This window comes from Klebsiella indica (assembly GCF_005860775.1).
In the GTDB taxonomy this organism is placed as follows: domain Bacteria; phylum Pseudomonadota; class Gammaproteobacteria; order Enterobacterales; family Enterobacteriaceae; genus Klebsiella; species Klebsiella indica.
Genome location: NZ_VCHQ01000032.1, coordinates 40,278 through 59,640 on the forward strand (window position 1 = coordinate 40,278; position 19,363 = coordinate 59,640).

The 19,363-nt window shown below is 55.1% G+C and carries 14 protein-coding genes and 1 pseudogene; 5 read left to right on the plus strand and 10 right to left on the minus strand.

Annotated elements, in window-relative coordinates; genetic code table 11:
* Nucleotides 1-45 precede the first annotated feature (45 nt).
* From ftsN to priA, 3 genes are all read right to left on the minus strand, one after another.
* Entirely contained in the window at nucleotides 46-1,002 is a 957-nt protein-coding gene (ftsN, locus tag FE839_RS21720) for a cell division protein FtsN (protein ID WP_138362846.1), read from the minus strand.
* Between the two features lie 90 nt (nucleotides 1,003-1,092).
* Nucleotides 1,093-2,121 (minus strand): DNA-binding transcriptional regulator CytR, encoded by a 1,029-nt coding sequence (cytR, locus tag FE839_RS21725; protein ID WP_138362847.1) that lies wholly within the window; start codon nucleotides 2,119-2,121, stop codon nucleotides 1,093-1,095.
* 150 nt (nucleotides 2,122-2,271) lie between these two features.
* Nucleotides 2,272-4,467: a primosomal protein N' gene (gene priA, locus FE839_RS21730; protein ID WP_138362848.1), complete on the minus strand. Its 2,196-nt coding sequence runs from the start codon at nucleotides 4,465-4,467 to the stop codon at nucleotides 2,272-2,274.
* A 241-nt stretch (nucleotides 4,468-4,708) separates the two neighbouring features.
* Between priA and rpmE the strand changes: the two genes are divergently transcribed.
* Complete coding sequence (gene rpmE / locus FE839_RS21735) at nucleotides 4,709-4,924, plus strand: 50S ribosomal protein L31 (RefSeq protein ID WP_138362849.1); 216 nt, start codon at nucleotides 4,709-4,711, stop codon at nucleotides 4,922-4,924.
* 101 nt (nucleotides 4,925-5,025) lie between these two features.
* Here rpmE and metJ read toward each other — a convergent pair whose 3' ends face one another.
* Nucleotides 5,026-5,343, minus strand: coding sequence for a met regulon transcriptional regulator MetJ (gene metJ / locus FE839_RS21740; protein WP_004869405.1), 318 nt, complete (start codon nucleotides 5,341-5,343; stop codon nucleotides 5,026-5,028).
* 267 nt (nucleotides 5,344-5,610) lie between these two features.
* Here metJ and metB point away from each other — a divergent pair, with 267 nt between their 5' ends.
* On the plus strand, nucleotides 5,611-6,771 hold the full coding sequence (gene metB / locus FE839_RS21745) for a cystathionine gamma-synthase (RefSeq protein WP_138362850.1): 1,161 nt from the start codon (nucleotides 5,611-5,613) through the stop codon (nucleotides 6,769-6,771).
* Between the two features lie 2 nt (nucleotides 6,772-6,773).
* Nucleotides 6,774-9,206: a bifunctional aspartate kinase/homoserine dehydrogenase II gene (locus FE839_RS21750; RefSeq protein WP_138362851.1), complete on the plus strand. Its 2,433-nt coding sequence runs from the start codon at nucleotides 6,774-6,776 to the stop codon at nucleotides 9,204-9,206.
* Nucleotides 9,207-9,341: 135 nt separating this feature from the next.
* Here the strand turns inward: FE839_RS21750 and FE839_RS21755 are convergent.
* Nucleotides 9,342-9,479, minus strand: a pseudogene (locus FE839_RS21755) (carboxymuconolactone decarboxylase family protein); the annotation flags it as partial.
* A gap of 362 nt (nucleotides 9,480-9,841) precedes the next feature.
* Here FE839_RS21755 and metF point away from each other — a divergent pair.
* Nucleotides 9,842-10,729 (plus strand): methylenetetrahydrofolate reductase, encoded by an 888-nt coding sequence (gene metF / locus FE839_RS21760; RefSeq protein WP_138362852.1) that lies wholly within the window; start codon nucleotides 9,842-9,844, stop codon nucleotides 10,727-10,729.
* 724 nt (nucleotides 10,730-11,453) lie between these two features.
* Here the strand turns inward: metF and gldA are convergent.
* The 3 genes from gldA to FE839_RS21775 all read right to left on the minus strand — a co-directional run bounded on the left by gldA (nucleotide 11,454) and on the right by FE839_RS21775 (nucleotide 14,342).
* Complete coding sequence (gldA, locus tag FE839_RS21765) at nucleotides 11,454-12,557, minus strand: bifunctional L-1,2-propanediol dehydrogenase/glycerol dehydrogenase (protein WP_138362853.1); 1,104 nt, start codon at nucleotides 12,555-12,557, stop codon at nucleotides 11,454-11,456.
* Between the two features lie 55 nt (nucleotides 12,558-12,612).
* Nucleotides 12,613-13,275 carry a fructose-6-phosphate aldolase gene (gene fsa / locus FE839_RS21770; protein WP_138362854.1) on the minus strand — a complete coding sequence of 221 codons (663 nt, stop codon included), beginning with the start codon at nucleotides 13,273-13,275 and terminating at the stop codon, nucleotides 12,613-12,615.
* A 203-nt stretch (nucleotides 13,276-13,478) separates the two neighbouring features.
* Nucleotides 13,479-14,342, minus strand: a complete 864-nt coding sequence (locus tag FE839_RS21775) for a helix-turn-helix transcriptional regulator (protein WP_138362855.1) — start codon at nucleotides 14,340-14,342, stop codon at nucleotides 13,479-13,481.
* A 149-nt stretch (nucleotides 14,343-14,491) separates the two neighbouring features.
* Between FE839_RS21775 and zinT the strand changes: the two genes are divergently transcribed.
* Nucleotides 14,492-15,142: a metal-binding protein ZinT gene (zinT, locus tag FE839_RS21780; RefSeq protein ID WP_138362856.1), complete on the plus strand. Its 651-nt coding sequence runs from the start codon at nucleotides 14,492-14,494 to the stop codon at nucleotides 15,140-15,142.
* Between the two features lie 56 nt (nucleotides 15,143-15,198).
* Here zinT and ppc read toward each other — a convergent pair whose 3' ends face one another.
* Nucleotides 15,199-17,844 (minus strand): phosphoenolpyruvate carboxylase, encoded by a 2,646-nt coding sequence (gene ppc, locus FE839_RS21785; RefSeq protein ID WP_138362857.1) that lies wholly within the window; start codon nucleotides 17,842-17,844, stop codon nucleotides 15,199-15,201.
* Nucleotides 17,845-18,099: 255 nt separating this feature from the next.
* Nucleotides 18,100-19,251 carry an acetylornithine deacetylase gene (gene argE, locus FE839_RS21790; RefSeq protein WP_138362858.1) on the minus strand — a complete coding sequence of 384 codons (1,152 nt, stop codon included), beginning with the start codon at nucleotides 19,249-19,251 and terminating at the stop codon, nucleotides 18,100-18,102.
* Nucleotides 19,252-19,363: the final 112 nt, after the last annotated feature.

A 19,363-nucleotide genomic window follows, 5' to 3' on the forward strand; every position in this document is an offset into this window, starting at 1 on the left:
ATGCGGGGCAGAATGCAATTATAGATGGGGGGGATTTTGCGGGTTTCAACCCCTGACGGCGAGACGAATGCAGTTTGCGTGTCCGGCCATTTTCAGCCGTTCAATCATATTGCTGGCGTTTTCTTTGCCCTTCAGCGGCCCAATCACTACCCGGTTCCAGCCGTTATTGGTGGTGATGTGCGAGGAGAAGCCTTCAAATGCCAGTTGAGCACGAACGGTCTCCGCCTGCTCGGCGCCTTTGAAAGACCCACACTGAATCATCCAGCTACGATCGTCTTTTTTCTCCGTCGCCGCGGCTTTTGGCGCGTCCTCAACGCGGGTCACCGGAGCGGCGGCCTGAGTTTTAGGTTGCGTCGTATTGGTATGCGCAGGCGTTTGCAGCAGATCCTGATACGGCTGCTGATTTGATGCAGTTTGTTTCGGCTGCTGTACCGGTTTGGGCTGCTCCACAACCCGCGGCTGGGTGCGCGGCTGCTGGATCGGTGCCTGCTGCCGGGACTGCGCTAACTGTTGCTGAGCCAGACGCTGACGCTGCAGCGTTTGCTGGCGCTGTGCCGGTGTTTGTTCGTTCCACGGCACTTCGGTCAACTGCGTGGGCTGTTGACGCATATCGGCCTGCATTTGCGCCAGTAGCTGACGCTGCTCGTCCGTCAGTTGCTCCGGCTTCATGACTTCGCCGCCGGCTGTCGGTTCCGTTGGCGCACGTACTCCAGGCTGGCGGCTCTCCAGCTCTTTAATATAGCGCCAGCGCTCTTCTGGCTTTGGCGGTAAACCGTTGCCTGTCGCCTGGCGATTTTGCAATACCGCGGTTTCTTCTTTCTTATGGTGCGTAATGAAGTACAGTCCACCGATAAAGGCCACCAGCACGGCTGCCGCGATTGCGACCATAGCGGGTGACACCGCAGAAATGCCGCTTTGCTTGTTCCTTGAGCTTCGGGTATTGCTCTTTTTGCGCCGCGAAGAAGCCGGTTGGCTGCGGCGTACATAATCTCGTTGTGCCACTATCGTTTCGCTGTCTTATTCGTTTTTCAGCCCGACATGTTACTTAAGTGGCGGGCCTTTGACCAGAAGAGCAGGCCCGAAAGCCTGTGGTTATGTTCGGATATTGCGCGTACTACCGCGAATAATCAGCTCGCAGTCGAGTAGTCGTGAACCGCTGTTGACGTTATGCCCATGCAACTGATCCAGCAAAAGCAGCATCGCTTCGCGGCCAATATCAAAACGTGGTTGCGCAACTGTCGTCAATGGCGGATCGCAAAATTCAGACAAAGAGATGTTATCAAAACCCACAATAGAGAGATCTTCAGGCACTTTCAGACCGCGGCGTTTTGCCAGCGATAGCGCGCCCAGCGCCATAATATCGCTATGACAGAAGAGCGCCGTTGGCGGCACTGGCAGCGCCAGAAGTTGCTCCAGCGCCATGGCGCCGGCTTCATAAGTAAAATTGCCACGGGCGATGTAGTGCGGATCGACGGTTATTCCGCTGCGGCGCAGCGCCTGGACATAGCCTTGCAGGCGATAATGACATAGCGGCATCTCTTCCGGCCCGGCGATACAGGCAATGTGGCGGTGCCCCAGCTCGCGCAGGTAGTTAACGGCATTGAATGCGGCGGTGAGGTTATCAATATGCACTGTCGGCAGCTCCAGCTCGGGAGCAAACTCGTTAGCCATGACCATTGGCGGCAGATTGAGCTGCTCTTCCACGCCAGCATCGAAGGGTAAACGGGAGCCCAGCAGCAGCATCCCGTCGATCTGCTTGGTGATAATCAGATCGATAAAGGTTTTTTCCTGGCGATTCTGGTGGGCGCAATCGCCAATGAGGACCAGATATTCCTGCTTTGCCGCCGTGACTTCAATACCGCGAATAATCTCGCTGAAAAAGGGATCGCAAATATCGGGCACAATCACCAGGATGGTGCGCGATTCATTGCGTTTCATATTGCGTCCGAGCGATTGCGGCAGATAGCCGACTTCAAGTGCGGCCTGCTCTACCCGATTGCGGGTACTCTGCGAAACCTTATCGGGGTTCATTAACGCTCGGGATACGGTTGCCGTGGAGACGTTTGCCTTCTGGGCGACGTCTTTCATGGTGGCGGCAACAGCCTGTTTTTTGGGTTTCACCTGTTTTCTCCTCGCTGACCGGCGCAGACACATCCCTGGCGTTCTGACATCAGCCACATTTTTAACAGATAGTACATCCAGAGAGTTACAGAATTTTCATCAAAAACGTGATGGAGGTTAGATTTTTCGATCCGCCTCGCAATAGACGTCTTAGCTTTCAATAGGATCGACATCCACAATCCATTTCACTTTGCGTGCTTCCGGTAGCGTGTTTATCAATGCCAGCGTCCCGCTGACGATATGCTGCAGATGCATGCGCGACGGGTGCTGGAGAAGAATTTGCCAGCGCCAGCGCCCTCCGCGCTTTGGCGCCAGCGCCGGAACAGGACCGAGTATCCACAGCTTATTGTCGGCCAGCGGGCTGGCCTGTAATAGATTGCGTAACTGCTGTAAAAAGAGCGGGGCCTGCTGATTGGTATGATCTTCCGCGCGAATCAGTACATGGCTGGTCCACGGCGGGAGCTGCATGCTTTGTCGTTCTGCCAGAGCCTGCCCGGCAAAGGCGTCATAGCCTTTATACAGCAGCGTTTGCAGCAACGGGTGTTCCGGGTGGTGAGTCTGCAGGATCACCTCGCCCTGTTTACCGGCACGTCCTGCCCGACCTGAAACCTGAGTGTAGAGCTGGGCGAAGCGCTCCGCTGAACGGAAATCAGCGGAAAATAGCGCGCCGTCAACATCCAGCAGGGAAACCAGCGTCACGTCCGGGAAGTGATGGCCTTTCGCCAGCATTTGGGTGCCGATAAGAATACGCGCGCCGCCGCGATTCACGTCGGCAAGATATTGCTCCAGCGCACCTTTGCGGCTGGTGGTGTCTCTGTCGATACGCGAAATGGGTATACCAGGAAACAGCGGGCCCAGCGCATGTTCAAGTTGTTCGGTGCCCAGGCCGACCGGTACCAGGTGCGTCGAACCGCAGGAAGGGCACTGGCGCGGAACCGGGCGCTGGCTGTCGCAGTGGTGGCAGCGCAGATGCTGCTGGGCCTGGTGCAACGTATAGTAGCTGTCGCAGCGCGGGCATTCGGCGATCCAGCCGCAGTCGTGACACAGCAGCGCCGGCGCGAAGCCGCGGCGGTTTAAAAACAAAATCACCTGGTTATCGGCCTGTAGATGCTGACGCATGCGACCGATCAGCGCCGGAGAAAGCCCGGCCTGCAACGGCTGACCTTTTAAATCCAGAACATGTTGTTGAGCCGGGCGCGCATTGCCTGCGCGTTTGGTCAGTTTCAACTGGCGATACTTGCCCTGGCGGACGTTATGCAGCGTCTCCAGCGCCGGCGTCGCCGAGCCGAGAATGATCGGAATTTGCTCGCTATGGGCGCGCCAGACCGCGAGGTCCCGTGCGTGATAGCGCCAGCCTTCCTGCTGTTTATAAGAGCTGTCGTGCTCTTCGTCGATCACGATCACTCCGAGATCTTTAAATGGCGTAAACAGTGACGAACGAGTGCCGATCACAATCGCCGCTTCACCGTTTTTGGCTTTCAGCCATGCGGAGAGGCGCTCGCTGTCGTTAAGGCCCGAATGCAGTACTTCTACCGGGGCGTTAAAACGGTGGCGGAACCGGGCGATAGTCTGCGGCGTCAGGCCGATTTCCGGCACCATGACCAGCGCCTGACGCCCCTGCGCCAGTACGTTTTCGAGAACGCTCAGATAAACTTCCGTTTTCCCGGAGCCGGTGATCCCGGCCAGCAGCCAGGCGGAAAAACTGTCTGAGGCGCTGTGAATGGCCCCAACGGCGGTCGCTTGTTCGGTGTTGAGGCGCAGGCGCTCGCCGGGCACCGAAAAGCTTGCCCGCCAGTCGGTAATGGCCGGCGCTTCGCTGGCCAGTTCGGCAAGACCTTTACTCCTCAGCGCCTGTAAAACGGTATCGCTAAATTCCAGCTCGGCAACCTGATGCCGCCAGATTTTTCCCTGACGCAGGGCCGCCAGCGCTTTTTGCTGCTTTGGCGAGCGCTTAAGGCTGTTTATGTCAACCGCTTGCCCCTGTTCGCTGGCAAACCAGTACCATAGCGGGGTCGTGTTGGCAGGTTTCCCCTGGCGGAGCGGAATGGGCAGCGCGTGGAATAACACATCGCCAATGGGATGGTGGTAGTAGTCCGCTGCCCAGAGCAGCAATTGCCAGACTGAAGAGGAGAACACCGGTTCGGTGTCGAGGGCCTCGGCAACCGGCTTGAGGTCGTCGAGCGGTAATTCACTGTGTGTGCCGATCGACACGACAATGCCCGTCCGTTCCTGTTTACCGAACGGGATGCGCACGCGGCAGCCTGCTTTGACCGGCATACCGTCAGGCAGCACATAGTCAAAGGTGCGGGGCAGCGGAACGGGCAGGGCAACGTGAGCGACGAGCATGTAATCTTCCTGACTTGAAATCTGGCGGGTTAGTATACACATTGTGGTAAAGGGGCGCGGATCAGTTTGCATATGCTGGTTAAATTCTGTATGATTCGCCGCCTTTGATGCATGTTGTCCGGCATCAAAATCTATTACCCGGGGATTTCACTTAGCGGGATCGCGCCGGGAAATTATTAACATCGCGTGGTGTCTGGCGTTAGGGCTGGAAGAGCGACGCGGCCTTAACTGAGGTTCTCCCATGAAAAAAGATATTCATCCGAAATACGACGAAGTTACTGCTTCCTGCTCTTGCGGTAACGTCATGAAAATCCGTTCTACCGTAGGTCACGACCTGAACCTCGACGTGTGCGGTAAATGCCACCCGTTCTACACTGGCAAGCAGCGTGATGTTGCGACCGGTGGTCGTGTTGACCGCTTCAACAAGCGCTTCAGCTTACCGGGTTCCAGCAAGTAAGTTGCTGAAGAAGCCGCCTCAGGGCGGCTTTTTTGTGTTTTTCACAGTGCAATACCGCGAAAGGAAAAGGGCAGCAGCACACTTTTGCCCTTTTTACTGGCTTAATATTCCCACGTATCCGGGTCGATCCCCATCTCACGCATAATCTGTTTCGCCGCTTCCGGGATTTCATCGCTGCGCTCTTTACGCAGGTCTTCATCGTTAGGTAACGGTTGACCGGTAAAGGCATGCAGGAATGCTTCACACAACAGTTCGCTGTTGGTGGCGTGACGCAGGTTGTTCACCTGACGACGCGTGCGTTCATCGGTGAGGATTTTTAACACCTTCAGAGGAATGGAAACCGTAATTTTTTTTACTTGCTCACTCTTCTTACCGTGCTCAGCGTATGGGCTGATATATTCGCCGCTCCATTCAGCCATGAGTTACCTTAATCCTCTGTTTATTTAGTTAAGGGCCAGAAATGCAAATTCAGGCCATACTTGCGCGTAGTTTACCGTAGAGGGGCGCGTCTGACACCAAACAAGCCGCCATGGATGTGCGCTAATGCATATAATTTTAACGGCTATTTCTCGTTTGCTCAATCTATACGCAAAGAAGTTTAGATGTCCAGATGTATTGACGTCCATTGTAACAATGTTTACTCTGGAACCTGACTTTTCACCGATTCAGCTCAGGAACTCCCCAACATGACGCGTAAACAGGCCACCATCGCAGTGCGTAGCGGTTTAAATGACGACGAGCAGTACGGTTGCGTTGTCCCGCCGATTCACCTCTCCAGCACCTATAACTTCACCGGATTTAACGAACCTCGCGCTCACGACTATTCTCGCCGCGGTAACCCAACCCGTGATGTGGTTCAGCGTGCGCTGGCAGAGCTGGAGGGCGGCGCAGGAGCGGTTCTGACCAATACCGGTATGTCGGCGATTCTGCTGGTTACCACCGTTTTCCTGAAACCTGGCGATCTGCTGGTGGCGCCGCATGACTGCTACGGCGGCAGCTATCGCCTGTTTGATAGCCTGGCAAAACGCGGCAGCTATCGCGTGCGGTTTGTCGATCAGAATGACGAACAGGCGCTGAGCGCCGCGCTGGCGGAAAAACCGAAGCTGGTGCTGGTGGAAAGTCCAAGTAATCCATTGCTGAGGGTGGTGGATATTGCGAAAATCTGCGGGCTGGCGCGTGAGGCTGGCGCGGTGAGCGTCGTGGATAACACTTTCCTGAGCCCGGCATTGCAGAATCCGCTGGCGCTGGGCGCCGATCTGGTGTTGCATTCATGCACCAAATATTTGAACGGCCACTCTGATGTGGTGGCCGGAGTGGTGATCGCCAAAGATCCGGCCACTGTCACCGAACTGGCATGGTGGGCGAATAATATCGGCGTTACCGGCGGCGCATTTGATAGCTACCTGCTGCTGCGTGGTTTACGTACGCTCTCTCCGCGTATGGAGGCGGCGCAACGTAATGCGCTGGCGATTGTCGGCTATCTGAAATCGCAACCGCTAGTAAAAAAACTGTACCATCCGTCGCTGCCGGAAAACCAGGGACATGAGATTGCGGCGCGTCAGCAAAAAGGTTTTGGCGCAATGTTAAGTTTCGAACTGGATGGCGATGAGCAGACGCTGCGTCGTTTCCTGAGTGGACTATCCCTGTTCACGCTGGCGGAATCACTGGGAGGCGTAGAAAGCCTGATTTCCCATGCGGCGACAATGACTCACGCGGGCATGTCGCCTGAAGCGCGTGCGGCAGCGGGGATCTCAGAAACGCTGTTACGTATTTCAACCGGTATTGAAGATGGTGAAGATTTAATTGCCGATCTGGAAAATGGCTTCCGGGCAGCAAACGAGGAATAAACATGAGTGTGATTGCGCAGGCAGGGGCGAAGGGTCGTCAACTGCACAAATTTGGTGGGAGTAGTTTAGCTGATGCGAAATGTTACCTGCGCGTCGCGGGGATCATGACGGAGTATTCGCAGGCGGGCGATATGATGGTCGTCTCTGCAGCAGGCAGTACCACCAACCAGTTGATCAGTTGGCTGAAGCTCAGCCAGACGGATCGCCTCTCTGCGCATCAGGTGCAACAATCGCTTCGTCGTTATCAGATGGATCTGATATGTGGATTATTGTCAGCGGAGGCTGCGGATACGCTGATCGCGATGTTCATTCAGGATCTTGAACGGCTGGCCGCTCTGCTTGATGGCGGTGTTACGGATGCAGTCTACGCCGAGGTGGTCGGTCACGGTGAAGTCTGGTCAGCTCGCCTGATGGCGGCGGTGCTGAATCATCTGGGTATGGACGCCGCCTGGCTGGATGCGCGTAGCTTCTTACGCGCCGAGCGCTCCGCGCAGCCGCAAGTGGATGAGGGGTTGTCTTATCCACTTTTGCAACAACAGATGGCACAGCATCCGAATAAACGCCTGGTGGTGACGGGCTTTATTTCGCGCAACAACGCCGGGGAAACCGTGCTGCTGGGGCGTAACGGTTCCGACTACTCCGCCACGCAAATTGGCGCCCTGGCCGGGGTGTCTCGCGTTACTATCTGGAGCGACGTGGCCGGGGTCTACAGTGCGGACCCGCGTAAGGTGAAAGATGCCTGTCTGCTGCCGCTGCTGCGTCTTGATGAAGCCAGCGAGCTGGCTCGTCTGGCGGCACCGGTGCTGCATGCCCGTACGTTACAGCCGGTATCCGGCAGCGATATCGATTTACAATTACGCTGTAGCTACACCCCGGATCAGGGGTCGACGCGTATCGAACGCGTGCTGGCTTCCGGCACCGGGGCGCGTATTGTCACCAGCCATGATGATGTCTGCCTGATTGAGTTCCAGGTGCCGGCGGGTCAGGATTTCAAACTGACATATAAAGAGCTGGATGCGATTTTAAAACGCGCTCAGCTGCGTCCGCTGGCCGTCGGCGTTCATGCCGATCGTAAGCTGCTGCAGTTTTGCTATACCGCCGAAGTTGCTGACAGCGCGCTGAAACTCCTGGATGAGGCTGGCCTGCCGGGCGAGCTGCGCCTGCGTCAAAATCTGGCGCTGGTGGCGATGGTCGGCGCGGGGGTGACCCGTAATCCGCTGCACTGTCACCGCTTCTGGCAGCAACTGAAAGGGCAGCCGGTGGAGTTTACCTGGCAATCAGAAGAGGGGATCAGTCTGGTGGCGGTGCTGCGCGCCGGGCCAACCGAGAGCTTGATTCAGGGCCTGCATCAGTCGCTGTTCCGCGCGGAAAAGCGTATTGGTCTGGTGCTGTTTGGCAAAGGGAATATTGGTTCCCGCTGGCTGGAACTGTTTGCCCGCGAGCAGACCACGCTTTCCGCGCGCACGGGTTTTGAATTTATCCTTGCCGGGGTAGTGGATAGCCGCCGTAGCTTGCTCAATTATGCCGGTCTTGATGCCAGCCGCGCGCTGGCTTTCTTTAATGATGAAGCCGTGGAACAGGATGAAGAGTCGTTGTTCCTGTGGATGCGCGCGCATCCGTACGATGATTTGGTGGTGCTGGACGTGACAGCCAGCGAACAACTGGCCGATCAGTACCTCGATTTCGCCAGTCATGGTTTCCATGTTATCAGCGCAAATAAGCTGGCGGGCGCCAGTAGCAGCAGTAAGTATCGTCAAATCCGCGATGCGTTTGAGAAAACGGGCCGTCACTGGCTGTATAACGCCACCGTGGGGGCCGGTTTGCCGATAAACCACACGGTGCGCGATTTGATTGATAGCGGCGATACCATTCTGGCGCTGAGCGGCATTTTCTCCGGCACGCTCTCGTGGTTATTTTTGCAGTTTGACGGTACGGTGCCGTTTATTGACCTTGTCGATCAGGCCTGGCAGCAGGGGTTGACTGAGCCGGACCCGCGGGTCGATCTTTCCGGGAAAGATGTCATGCGTAAGCTGGTGATTCTGGCGCGTGAAGCGGGCTATGACATCGAACCGGATCAGGTACGCGTCGAATCGCTGGTGCCAGTTCACTGCGAAGAGGGGTCTGTCGATCATTTCTTCGAGAATGGCGAAGAGCTGAATGACCAGATGCTGCAGCGCCTGGAAGCGGCGCGTGAAATGGGTCTGGTGTTGCGCTACGTGGCGCGTTTTGACGCCAATGGTAAAGCGCGCGTGGGCGTAGAAGCGGTGCGCGAAGATCATCCTCTGGCGTCGCTGCTGCCGTGCGATAACGTTTTTGCTATCGACAGCCGCTGGTATCGTGATAACCCGCTGGTGATCCGCGGGCCGGGTGCCGGTCGCGACGTCACCGCCGGCGCGATTCAGTCCGATATTAATCGACTGGCGCAATTGCTGTAAGATCGCGTAAAAGGTTCGTGTAAGCGCAGGCCATTTTATGCTGTCGCGCCCATCCGCCGTCCTGGCGGCCAGAGGATGGGCGCCTGGGTTCTCAGCAGAACGTCCCATTAACCTGACATAGCGGATCTTTTCAGATTAATGTGCGGCAAAAACTTCTTTGGCGGCAAACAGGCCATTCAGAGCCGCCGGGAATCCGGCGTACACCGCCATCTGCATAATAACTTCCGTCATTTCTTCTCGCGTCAGCCCGACATTTAACCCTGCGGCGAGATGCTCTCATTGCCGTATCACAAGCCGTTAATCGCAGCATTACTCGCATCATTTTCGGCCATTCAGCTTGAATGGGTAGTGTTTCGCCATCTGGACGATGCCAGCCAGCAGCTTCCGCCTGGCCTGGGTGTTGTGACACTGCCTGGCAACAATCGTTTGTCTGATGAGTTGATAGCAGTATTTGAAAAATCATGGGGTTAGTGGACGTGACATGAATCAATTTCATCTTGTCTGAATATTCCTCACTCTTTACGCTGATTTTTCTATTGACGCCTGCATACTTTTCCGTCATTTTTACATCTGGACGTCTAAACGTATAGAAGTTCGCGATACGACAAACAAAAATGCGATTGATGAGGTAAGGTATGAGCTTTTTTCACGCCAATCAGCGGGAAGCCCTGAATCAGAGCCTGGCGGAAGTGCAGGGGCAGATTAATGTCTCCTTTGAATTCTTTCCGCCGCGCACCAGTGAAATGGAGCAAACACTATGGAAATCCATCGATCGCCTGAGCAGCCTGAAGCCGAAATTTGTCTCCGTCACCTATGGGGCTAACTCCGGTGAACGCGATCGTACCCATAGCATTATTAAAGGGATAAAGGAGCGTACTGGCCTGGAAGCGGCGCCGCATCTGACCTGCATTGACGCCAGTCGTGATGAGCTGCGTACCATCGCCCAGGATTACTGGGACAGCGGGATTCGCCATATTGTTGCGCTGCGCGGCGACCTGCCGCCGGGCAGCGGCAAGCCGGATATGTACGCGGTCGACCTGGTCACGCTGTTGAAAGAGGTGGGGGACTTTGATATCTCCGTCGCCGCTTACCCGGAAGTGCATCCGGAAGCTAAAAGCGCGCAGGCAGATCTGTTGAATCTGAAGCATAAAGTGGATGCGGGGGCGAATCGCGCGATTACCCAGTTCTTCTTTGACGTGGAAAGCTACCTGCGTTTTCGCGACCGTTGTGTCTCCACCGGCATCGACGTAGAGATTATTCCGGGTATTCTGCCCGTTTCGAACTTTAAACAGGCGAAAAAGTTTGCCGATATGACCAATGTCCGTATTCCGGCGTGGATGGCGAAAATGTTCGAAGGCCTGGATAATGACGCCGAAACTCGCCAACTGGTGGGAGCCAACATCGCCATGGATATGGTGAAAATTTTAAGCCGCGAAGGCGTCAAGGATTTCCACTTCTACACGCTAAACCGTGCGGAAATGAGTTACGCGATTTGCCACACCCTGGGCGTGCGTCCGGCATAATTATTTTCTCAGCGGCGGCGATACTCTCTCGCCGCCGTTTCTGGGTTCCGTGACCCGGCAGAATCGTTAAAACAGGTTTGTTATCCGTCTCATACATACCCGCCAAAGGTGGGCATGTGTGCCTGATGCCGTTCACTTAAGCAAATCATCGGTGTTGTCTTTTGTTTTATTTGCCAGCGGCAATCGCATTATCGGTGGTTTAAACGAAAACCTGATTCGGTTGATTCACTAACTGAGCTGATACGGGCTGAAATATAAAGGATATAACTTTTTTTATAATTTTCAGCCTCTGAAAAGCCACTGACGAATAACGGACTCACCGCATGGGGGTTGGGCGCATCAAGGAAACCTGGCGAGAACGCAGGCGCGCATCCAGGACTGGCCGCCAGGACGGCGGCCAGAGGGCGGGTCGAGACAGGGACGTCGAGTCCCGCCCGGTCCGCCAGATGAAGCCGGAGTGGAGCGGACCGCGGAGCGGCAGGTTTTCAGCGCAATGCCGGGGGTGCAGGGGGACGGGCGAAACGTCCCCCTGCCCGTTCACACGCTGTGGATATAACGAATATCCGCGTATTTATCGTGAACGGAACAGACCACGGAATCTGAATGGGCGAAAATGAAAAATGCGCCATATTCGCCATAACCACCGATTAGCGGAGCTGCTTACCCGCCATAACACCGGATGCATCTCCCTCAATTGACCAGCATTAGGGCATATGTGCCGGGTTCACTCCCACTCTTGCAGGAAGCGTTGACCGTACTGGTCGGCGACCAGTAATGCCGCATAGACCTGATCCGGTGTCGCGCCGCCGGGCATATTGTGGATCGTTTCGCCTTCAGCGCAGGCGGCTTCCGCCACGGTGCGCATTTTTTGTGGAATGTCCACTTTAATATCCAGTTGCGCCAGGGTGACAGGCAACCCTACGCTATGGCACAGCGCCGCTACGGTTTCGATCTCTTCCACTGGCGCATTTTCCAGCACCAGTTGAGTGAGCGTACCAAAGGCCACTTTTTCACCATGATAGTAGCGGTGTGCATCCGGAATGGCGGTCAGGCCGTTGTGGATAGCGTGCGCCGCCGCCAGGCCGCCGCTTTCAAAACCGACGCCGCTCAGGTAGGTATTGGCTTCAATAATGCGCTCCAGCGCCGGGGTGACAACATGCTGTTCCGCTGCCAGCATCGCTTTTTCGCCTTCTTCAATCAGCGTGTTGTAACACAATTCAGCCAGCGCCAGTGCCGCCTGGGTACACTGACCGCCCGCCATGGTGATCGCGCCGCTTCGTGAGCAGGCACGCGCTTCAAACCAGGTGGCCAGCGCATCGCCGATCCCCGCCGCCAGCAGGCGTGCTGGCGCGCCGGCCACAATTTGCGTATCGACAATCACCCTATTTGGATTGTGCGGCAGCATCAGGTAGCTGTCGAATTCACCGTCATCGGAATAGATAACCGACAGGGCGCTGCACGGCGCATCGGTTGAGGCAATCGTCGGCGCAATGACCACTGGCAGATTCATAAAGTGTGCTAATGCTTTTGCGGTATCCAGCGTTTTACCGCCGCCGATACCCAGTACGGCCGTACAGTGTGCCGAAGCGGCGATCTCGCGTAATCGATTGATTTCATTATGTGAGCACTCGCCGCCGAAGGGAGCGATTTCGGCAATCAGGCCAGCATCTGCCAGACTTTTGCGCAGTGTTTCTTCGGCAAAACCGAGTACGAATTTATCGCCAACGATGAGCCAGCGTTCAGCCAGCGGTTTGAGGTATCCGCCCAGGCGAGTCATTACGCCTGCGCCCTGAATATATTTACCGGGTGATTGAATAATGCGATCCATTTCTATTCCTCCTGGATGACCGGATACCGCCCCTCCGGGCGGCTCACCGATCGGGTTACAGGTTCAGCGTTCCAAAAGCGTTATTCCAGTCCAGCTCAAACTTCTCTATGGCCGACTCTACCGCAGGCGTGCCAAGCATTTGTTGCGCGACATCTAACGGAAGGGTGATTGCTTCACAACCGGCCAGCAGGCAATCCAGAGCCTGGCGGGGGGTTTTGAAGCTGGCGGCCAGAACTCTGCTTTCCGGAGCATGCAGTTCCAGCAGGGATTGCAGCTCCTGTACCATACGGATGCCGTCTCCGCCTTGTGCGTCCACGCGGTTGACGTAAGGCGCGACGTATTTTGCTCCCGCCAGAGCGGCCAGCAGGCCCTGGGAGGCGCTGTATACCGCGGTGCCGAGTGTGGAAATGCCTTCTTTTTTCAACAGTTTGATGGCCGCCAGACCTTCGGCGGTGACCGGGATTTTTACCACGATACCGGGTATGGCGTTGCTCAGGCGTTTAGCTTCTTCCACCATGCCCTGGGCATCGCGACTCATGGTTTGGGCGAACAAAATACCTTCCGGCCCGACGGCTTTTTGCAGTCGCGGCAGAACATCCCAGATCGGCGTTTTACCGGCGGCGATAATACTGGGGTTGGTTGTCACTCCGGCTAGTGGGTAGATACGTGCCAGACGTTCAACTTCTGCTACGTTTGCGGTGTCCAGATAGAGTTCCATAGTGCTTTCCTCAATGCATAATTCAGAGATGTTGAGGTAAGGATAGGGCTTTCACTTGCCGCGTTGCCAGATGACAAATTTGCCAAAAACTGGATAAATGTACGCATTGTCATTAAGGATGATTTAGATCACGTTTACCGGCTTACCTGGTATTACCCGGATACAGGGTGGCAGAAAAGGCGAAAGGTGGAACTTACAAAAATCTAGTTTTCTGTACTGCGAGGCTTTTCTGTCAACTGGCTGTGATACTGGCGGCGATACTCTGAGGGCGAACGTTCGGTGTTTTTACGAAACAGGCGGCAGAAGTAGTTGCTGTCGGCGAAACCGCAGGCGTGAGCGATATCTTTGATTTTCATATCATGGCCTTTGAGAAGCATTCTGGCCTGTTCAAGACGGATATGATTCAGGTATTCGTTAAAGCCCATTGGCCCGCATTTCTGAAACAGATGCGAAAGGTAGTTTGGCGAGAGATAAAATTTCTGCGCCACGGACTCACGGGTGAGGGCGTCAGCAAAGTGGCTATCGATATATTTCCGGATGGCTTCAAAAAGCGCCTGGCTCCGCGAGGACGTTTGCGCCTGGCTGCCTAACAGATCGGCACAGTGGCTGAGCAGGCTGGTGGCAATGCAGCGTGCCGTACGTTGTTCCTGCGGCTGCATCTGCATTTCATTCAGCGCCTGGAGTAGGAATGAGCCAACTCGCGGTCCTCGACGCGGCACCTGCTGTTTTTCCACGATAGTTAGCATACGCCCGTCCCAGCGTTGCAGCACGAATTCCAGCTGCTGCTTACCGAACAAAAGACTTAAAAGCGTGGCGGGGGCCTGCCATTGCGGGAAATTCCACCCTCCGGCAGGAACGAACAGCGCATCATACTGTGCCAGCAAAGCGGGTTCTGCTTTGATGGCCGGGTCGTTAAGCTGGCCTTCCAGCAGGATTTCGAGTCGGGGAAAATCAACGCTCCGTACCCGATCGGTAATCGGGCGCGTTTGCGTGGAAAAATGGACTAACCGAATAAGTGACGGGGCTTTAATCAAAGAATCAATAATCTGATTGATGTCGCTATCCATTGTTGCTCCGCAAAACGTACCTTGTCCTCATCATAGCGAACATCATGAGGAGGGTAAAAGGCGGATCAGTCGCCGGCTGGGTGTTGCATAATGTGTTTGATATGTTATATCGTAACATATTATTGCAGAAATTGACTCAGGAGAGAGTGATGAACAGAAAGATTTCCGTCCTTGCGTTTGGTATTGGCATGTTACTGGCGGGGAGCCAGGCCTTTGCCCATGGACACCATAGCCACGGGCCTGCATTGACCGAGGCGGAACAGAAAGCGAGCGAAGGGATTTTTGCCGACCAGGATGTGAAAGATCGGGCGTTAAGCGACTGGGATGGCATCTGGCAGTCGATTAACCCCTATCTGCTGAACGGCGATTTAGATCCGGTGCTGGAGCAGAAAGCCAAAAAAGCCGGCGGCAAAAGCGTAGAGGAGTATCGGGAATATTATAAGAAGGGCTATGCCACCGATGTGGATCAGATTGGCATTGAAGATAACGTGATGGAGTTTCATATCGGGAAAACCGTTAATGCCTGCAAATACGCCTATTCCGGCTATAAAATTCTGACCTACGCATCTGGGAAAAAAGGCGTGCGTTATCTGTTCGAATGCCAGCAGGCGGATTCAAAAGCGCCGAAATTTGTTCAGTTTAGCGATCACATTATTGCGCCGCGTAAGTCGCAGCATTTCCATATTTTTATGGGCAATACGTCGCAAGAGGCGCTGCTGAAAGAGATGGATAACTGGCCAACCTATTATCCTTATGCGCTGCATAAAGAGCAGATTGTCGACGAGATGCTGCATCATTAATAAAAATCGCTCCGGTAAACGTGATGCTTACCGGAGCGACGGGTTTTACCCGGTAATTAGCCGGTGTTGCGCATACCGGCCGCCACGCCAGCGATGGTCACCATCAGGGCTTGTTCAACGCGTGGATCGGGTTTCTCGCCTTTCTCTTCCGCCATACGCGAACGATGCAGCAGTTCGGCCTGGAGCACGTTCAGCGGGTCGGTATAGATGTTGCGTAACTGGATAGACTCGGCGATCCACGGCAGGTCGGCCATCAGGTGGGAGTCGTTAGCGATCGCCAGCACGACGTTGATATCCGCGGACAGCAGTTTGCGCAGTTCTTCACCCAGTTTCCACAGTTCTGGTTTCACCAGACGTTGATCGTAATACTCCGCCAGCCACAGGTCGGCTTTGGAAAAGACCATCTCCAGCATGCCGAGGCGTGTGGAGAAGAATGGCCAGTCCCGGCACATGCTTTCCAGTTCGCTCTGCTTACCGTCTTCAACCACTTTTTGCAGTGCGGCGCCAGCGCCTAGCCAGGCCGGCAACATCAGGCGATTCTGTGTCCAGGCAAAGATCCACGGAATCGCGCGCAGTGACTCGACGCCGCCGGTCGGGCGACGTTTTGCCGGACGGGAGCCCAGCGGCAGTTTACCCAGTTCCTGTTCCGGCGTGGCGGAACGGAAGTAAGGGACGAAATCTTTATTTTCACGCACATAGCCGCGGTACATATCACAGGAGACGTTGGACAGTTCAGCCATGATGTCGCGCCATTGTGGTTTGGGCTCCGGCGGCGGCAGGAGGTTGGCTTCCAGAATCGCGCTGGTGTAGAGCGACAGACTACTGATCGTGACTTCCGGCAGACCGTATTTAAAACGGATCATTTCGCCCTGTTCAGTGACGCGCAGGCCGCCCTTCAGGCTTCCTGGCGGCTGGGAAAGCAGCGCCGCATGCGCAGGCGCGCCGCCACGGCCGATTGAACCGCCGCGACCATGGAATAACGTCAGTTCAATACCGGCTTTTGCACAGGTTTTGATTAATGCGTCCTGCGCCTGATACTGCGCCCACGACGCGGCCATGACCCCCGCGTCTTTGGCTGAATCAGAATAGCCAATCATGACCATCTGCTTGCCCTGGATAAAGCCGCGATACCAGTCGATATTCAGCAACTGGCTCATGACATCGTTGGCGTTGTTCAGGTCATCCAGCGTTTCGAACAGCGGTGCGACCGGCAGCGCGAAGCCAATTCCGGCCTCTTTCAGCAACAGATGTACCGCCAGTACGTCAGACGGCGTTTTCGCCATCGAGATAACGTAAGCGGCAATGGAACCGCGCGGCGCTTCGGCGATCACTTTACAGGTCTCAAGCACTTCACGCGTGTCATCGCTCGGCTCCCACTGGCGAGGCAGCAGAGGACGCTTGGAATTCAGTTCGCGGATCAAGAAGGCCTGCTTATCGGCTTCAGACCAGCTTTCATAGTCGCCAATGCCGAGATAGCGGGTCATCTCACCCAGCGCTTCGGTATGACGGGTGCTCTCCTGGCGGATATCAATACGCACCAGCGGTACGCCAAAGGCTTTTACGCGGCGCAGGGTATCCAGCAGTTCGCCGTTGGCGATGATGCCCATGCCACAGGCTTGTAGCGATTGATAGCACGCATAGAGCGGCTCCCACAGCTGTTCGTTTTGCGTGATAAGACCTGCCGGCTTCGGCAGCTTCTGCCCCTTCAGTCGCGCTTCCAGCCAGCTTTGTGTCTCCATCAACTGGGTGCGCAGTTTTTTCATTAAGAAACGATAGGGTTCTTCCTGCGTGCCCGCCAGTTCGCGCAGTTCGTCGGTGCATTCGACCATCGACAGTTCGGAAATCAGTAACTGGACATCTTTCAGGAACAGGTCAGTTGCTTTCCAGCGGCTGAGCAGCAAAACGTGGCGGGTGATATTGGCAGTTACGTTCGGGTTGCCATCGCGGTCACCGCCCATCCAGGAGGTAAAGCGAACCGGAACGAAGTCCACCGGTAACCGATAGTTGAGATTATCTTCCAGCTGTTCGTTTAGCTCACGAAGGTAGCCAGGCACGCCTTCCCACAGGCTGTTTTCAACGACGGCGAAGCCCCATTTGGCTTCATCAACCGGGGTCGGGCGGTTCTTGCGGATTTCATCGGTGTGCCATGACTGGGCAATCAACTGGCGCAGACGGCGCATGATCTGGTGACGTTCATAGTCAGCGATATCGCTGTTATCGAGCTGCTTCAGACAACTGTTGATTTCCCCCATCTTGTGGATCAGCGTGCGACGCGTGATTTCGGTCGGATGGGCGGTCAATACCAGTTCCAGCGACAGGGATTCAACTGCTTGTTTAATTGTCGTTTCGTTGAGATCGGGTTGGTCTTTGAGCTTTCTCAGGGTTCGGGCAATCACTTCCGGGTTACTGGCGGCTTCCCCTTTCGGCGAAATACTGTGGTATTGCTCAGCGGTATTCGCCAGGTTCAGAAACTGGCTAAAGGCGCGCGCCACCGGCAGCAGTTCGTCGTTTGACAAGTTTTGCAGCGTGGTGAGCAGTTCCTTTCGGTTGGCTTCATTGCCTGCGCGAGAAGATTTGGACAACTTACGGATAGTTTCAACACGATCAAGAATGTTTTCTCCCAGCGCATCCTTGATGGTGTCGCCCAGCACCTTACCGAGCATACTGACATTACTTCGCAAAGCGGAATATTGTTCGTTCATGTTAACCCAGACACCCCATCTCATTTTATTTTGTTATATCCGGCGCTCGATAAGTTTGAGCGGTGGATAAGCAACCGTCTTTTATAAAGCCACGTAAAAACCCCTACGTCAATTGTTGCGAAATCGCTTCAGCAAACGAATAAATTGCGACAATTTGCGAAATTTAACTCAGAGGTCGCTTGATAAGTGTTGCTTATGAGTATGTGCCGATTGTCACCCTCCCGATTGAAGGGAAATAATCGGGAGGGGCATGTTTTAGTGCCAGCAAAAATGGTGGATTACCTGAGTGATAAGCTCACGGGTTGGCTTAATAAAGCGCGTTTCCAGGTACTCATCCGGCTGGTGGGCTTGATTGATCGAGCCAGGGCCTAATACCAGCGTCGGGCAGAGAGTCTGAACAAACGGCGCTTCCGTACAGTAGTTCACCACTTCGGTTTGCGCGCCGAGCAGTTTCTCCACCACCTCAATCAGCTTATGGTCCGGCGGGCATTCGTAGCCAGGGATAGGCGGATGCAGTTCGGAAACGGTCAGACGCCCGGGCCAGCGTTCGCTCACCGGAGCCAGCGCTTCGTTCAACAGTCCATTGAGATCGTTAAGGGTCATACCTGGCAGCGGGCGAATATCCATGTGCAATTCGCAGCAGGCGCAAATGCGGTTGGAGGCGTCGCCGCCGTGAATTGCCCCGAGATTGAGCGTGGGGTATGGAATGGTGAAAGCGGCGTGGTGATAACGCGCTTTTAAATTGTCGCGCAACTGCATAATGCGGCCGATGGCGTCATGCATCAGTTCAATGGCGTTAACGCCGCGTGCCGGATCGCTGGAGTGGCCGGATTGCCCCTGGATGCGAATCGCGTTGGACATATGGCCTTTGTGGGCGCGCACGGGCTGCAGTGAAGTCGGCTCGCCGATAATGGCGCAGTCCGGTCGTAGTTGCGTGGTTTCAGCGAAATAGCGGGCTCCCGCCATGCTGGTTTCTTCATCGGCCGTTGCCAGAATATAGAGCGGCTTCTTTAGTTTAGTAACGTCAACATCGCGCAGTGCGTCGAGAATAAACGCGAAGAAGCCTTTCATGTCCGCAGTACCCAGACCGTATAGCTTATTGTCATGTTCAGTCAGGGTAAAGGGATCGCGGGTCCAGCGACCGTCATCAAACGGGACGGTATCCGTATGCCCGGTAAGTAACAGACCGCCAGCGCCGTGGCCGGTACTGGCCAACAGATTGAATTTATTCCGCGTGTCCGGCACGGGCTGAACTTCAACGTTAAAACCGATGTCGCGGAACCATCCCGCCAGCAAATTGATTAAAGACTCATTGCTTTGGTCCAGCGCCTCTTCGGTTGCGCTGATGGAAGGTGTGGCGATCAACGCGCGATAAATCTCGATAAATGGCGGTAAATTGTTTTTCATTGTTGACACACCTCAGGTCGTGATAGTATCAATATTCATGCATTATTTGTGAATAAAAATACATTATCGTTGAGCGTAAGAAAACCCATCGAATGTAAGGATGATACTTTTA

Bases quoted from the DNA above. Each gene is read 5' to 3' on its own strand.
- priA (WP_138362848.1), bottom strand. From the start codon at position 4,467: ATGCTCGTCGCTCACGTTGCCCTGCCCGTTCCGCTGCCCCGCACCTTT.
- rpmE (WP_138362849.1), top strand. From the start codon at position 4,709: ATGAAAAAAGATATTCATCCGAAATACGACGAAGTTACTGCTTCCTGC.
- metJ (WP_004869405.1), bottom strand. From the start codon at position 5,343: ATGGCTGAATGGAGCGGCGAATATATCAGCCCATACGCTGAGCACGGT.
- metB (WP_138362850.1), top strand. From the start codon at position 5,611: ATGACGCGTAAACAGGCCACCATCGCAGTGCGTAGCGGTTTAAATGAC.
- FE839_RS21750 (WP_138362851.1), top strand. From the start codon at position 6,774: ATGAGTGTGATTGCGCAGGCAGGGGCGAAGGGTCGTCAACTGCACAAA.
- metF (WP_138362852.1), top strand. From the start codon at position 9,842: ATGAGCTTTTTTCACGCCAATCAGCGGGAAGCCCTGAATCAGAGCCTG.
- gldA (WP_138362853.1), bottom strand. From the start codon at position 12,557: ATGGATCGCATTATTCAATCACCCGGTAAATATATTCAGGGCGCAGGC.
- fsa (WP_138362854.1), bottom strand. From the start codon at position 13,275: ATGGAACTCTATCTGGACACCGCAAACGTAGCAGAAGTTGAACGTCTG.
- FE839_RS21775 (WP_138362855.1), bottom strand. From the start codon at position 14,342: ATGGATAGCGACATCAATCAGATTATTGATTCTTTGATTAAAGCCCCG.
- zinT (WP_138362856.1), top strand. From the start codon at position 14,492: ATGAACAGAAAGATTTCCGTCCTTGCGTTTGGTATTGGCATGTTACTG.
- ppc (WP_138362857.1), bottom strand. From the start codon at position 17,844: ATGAACGAACAATATTCCGCTTTGCGAAGTAATGTCAGTATGCTCGGT.
- argE (WP_138362858.1), bottom strand. From the start codon at position 19,251: ATGAAAAACAATTTACCGCCATTTATCGAGATTTATCGCGCGTTGATC.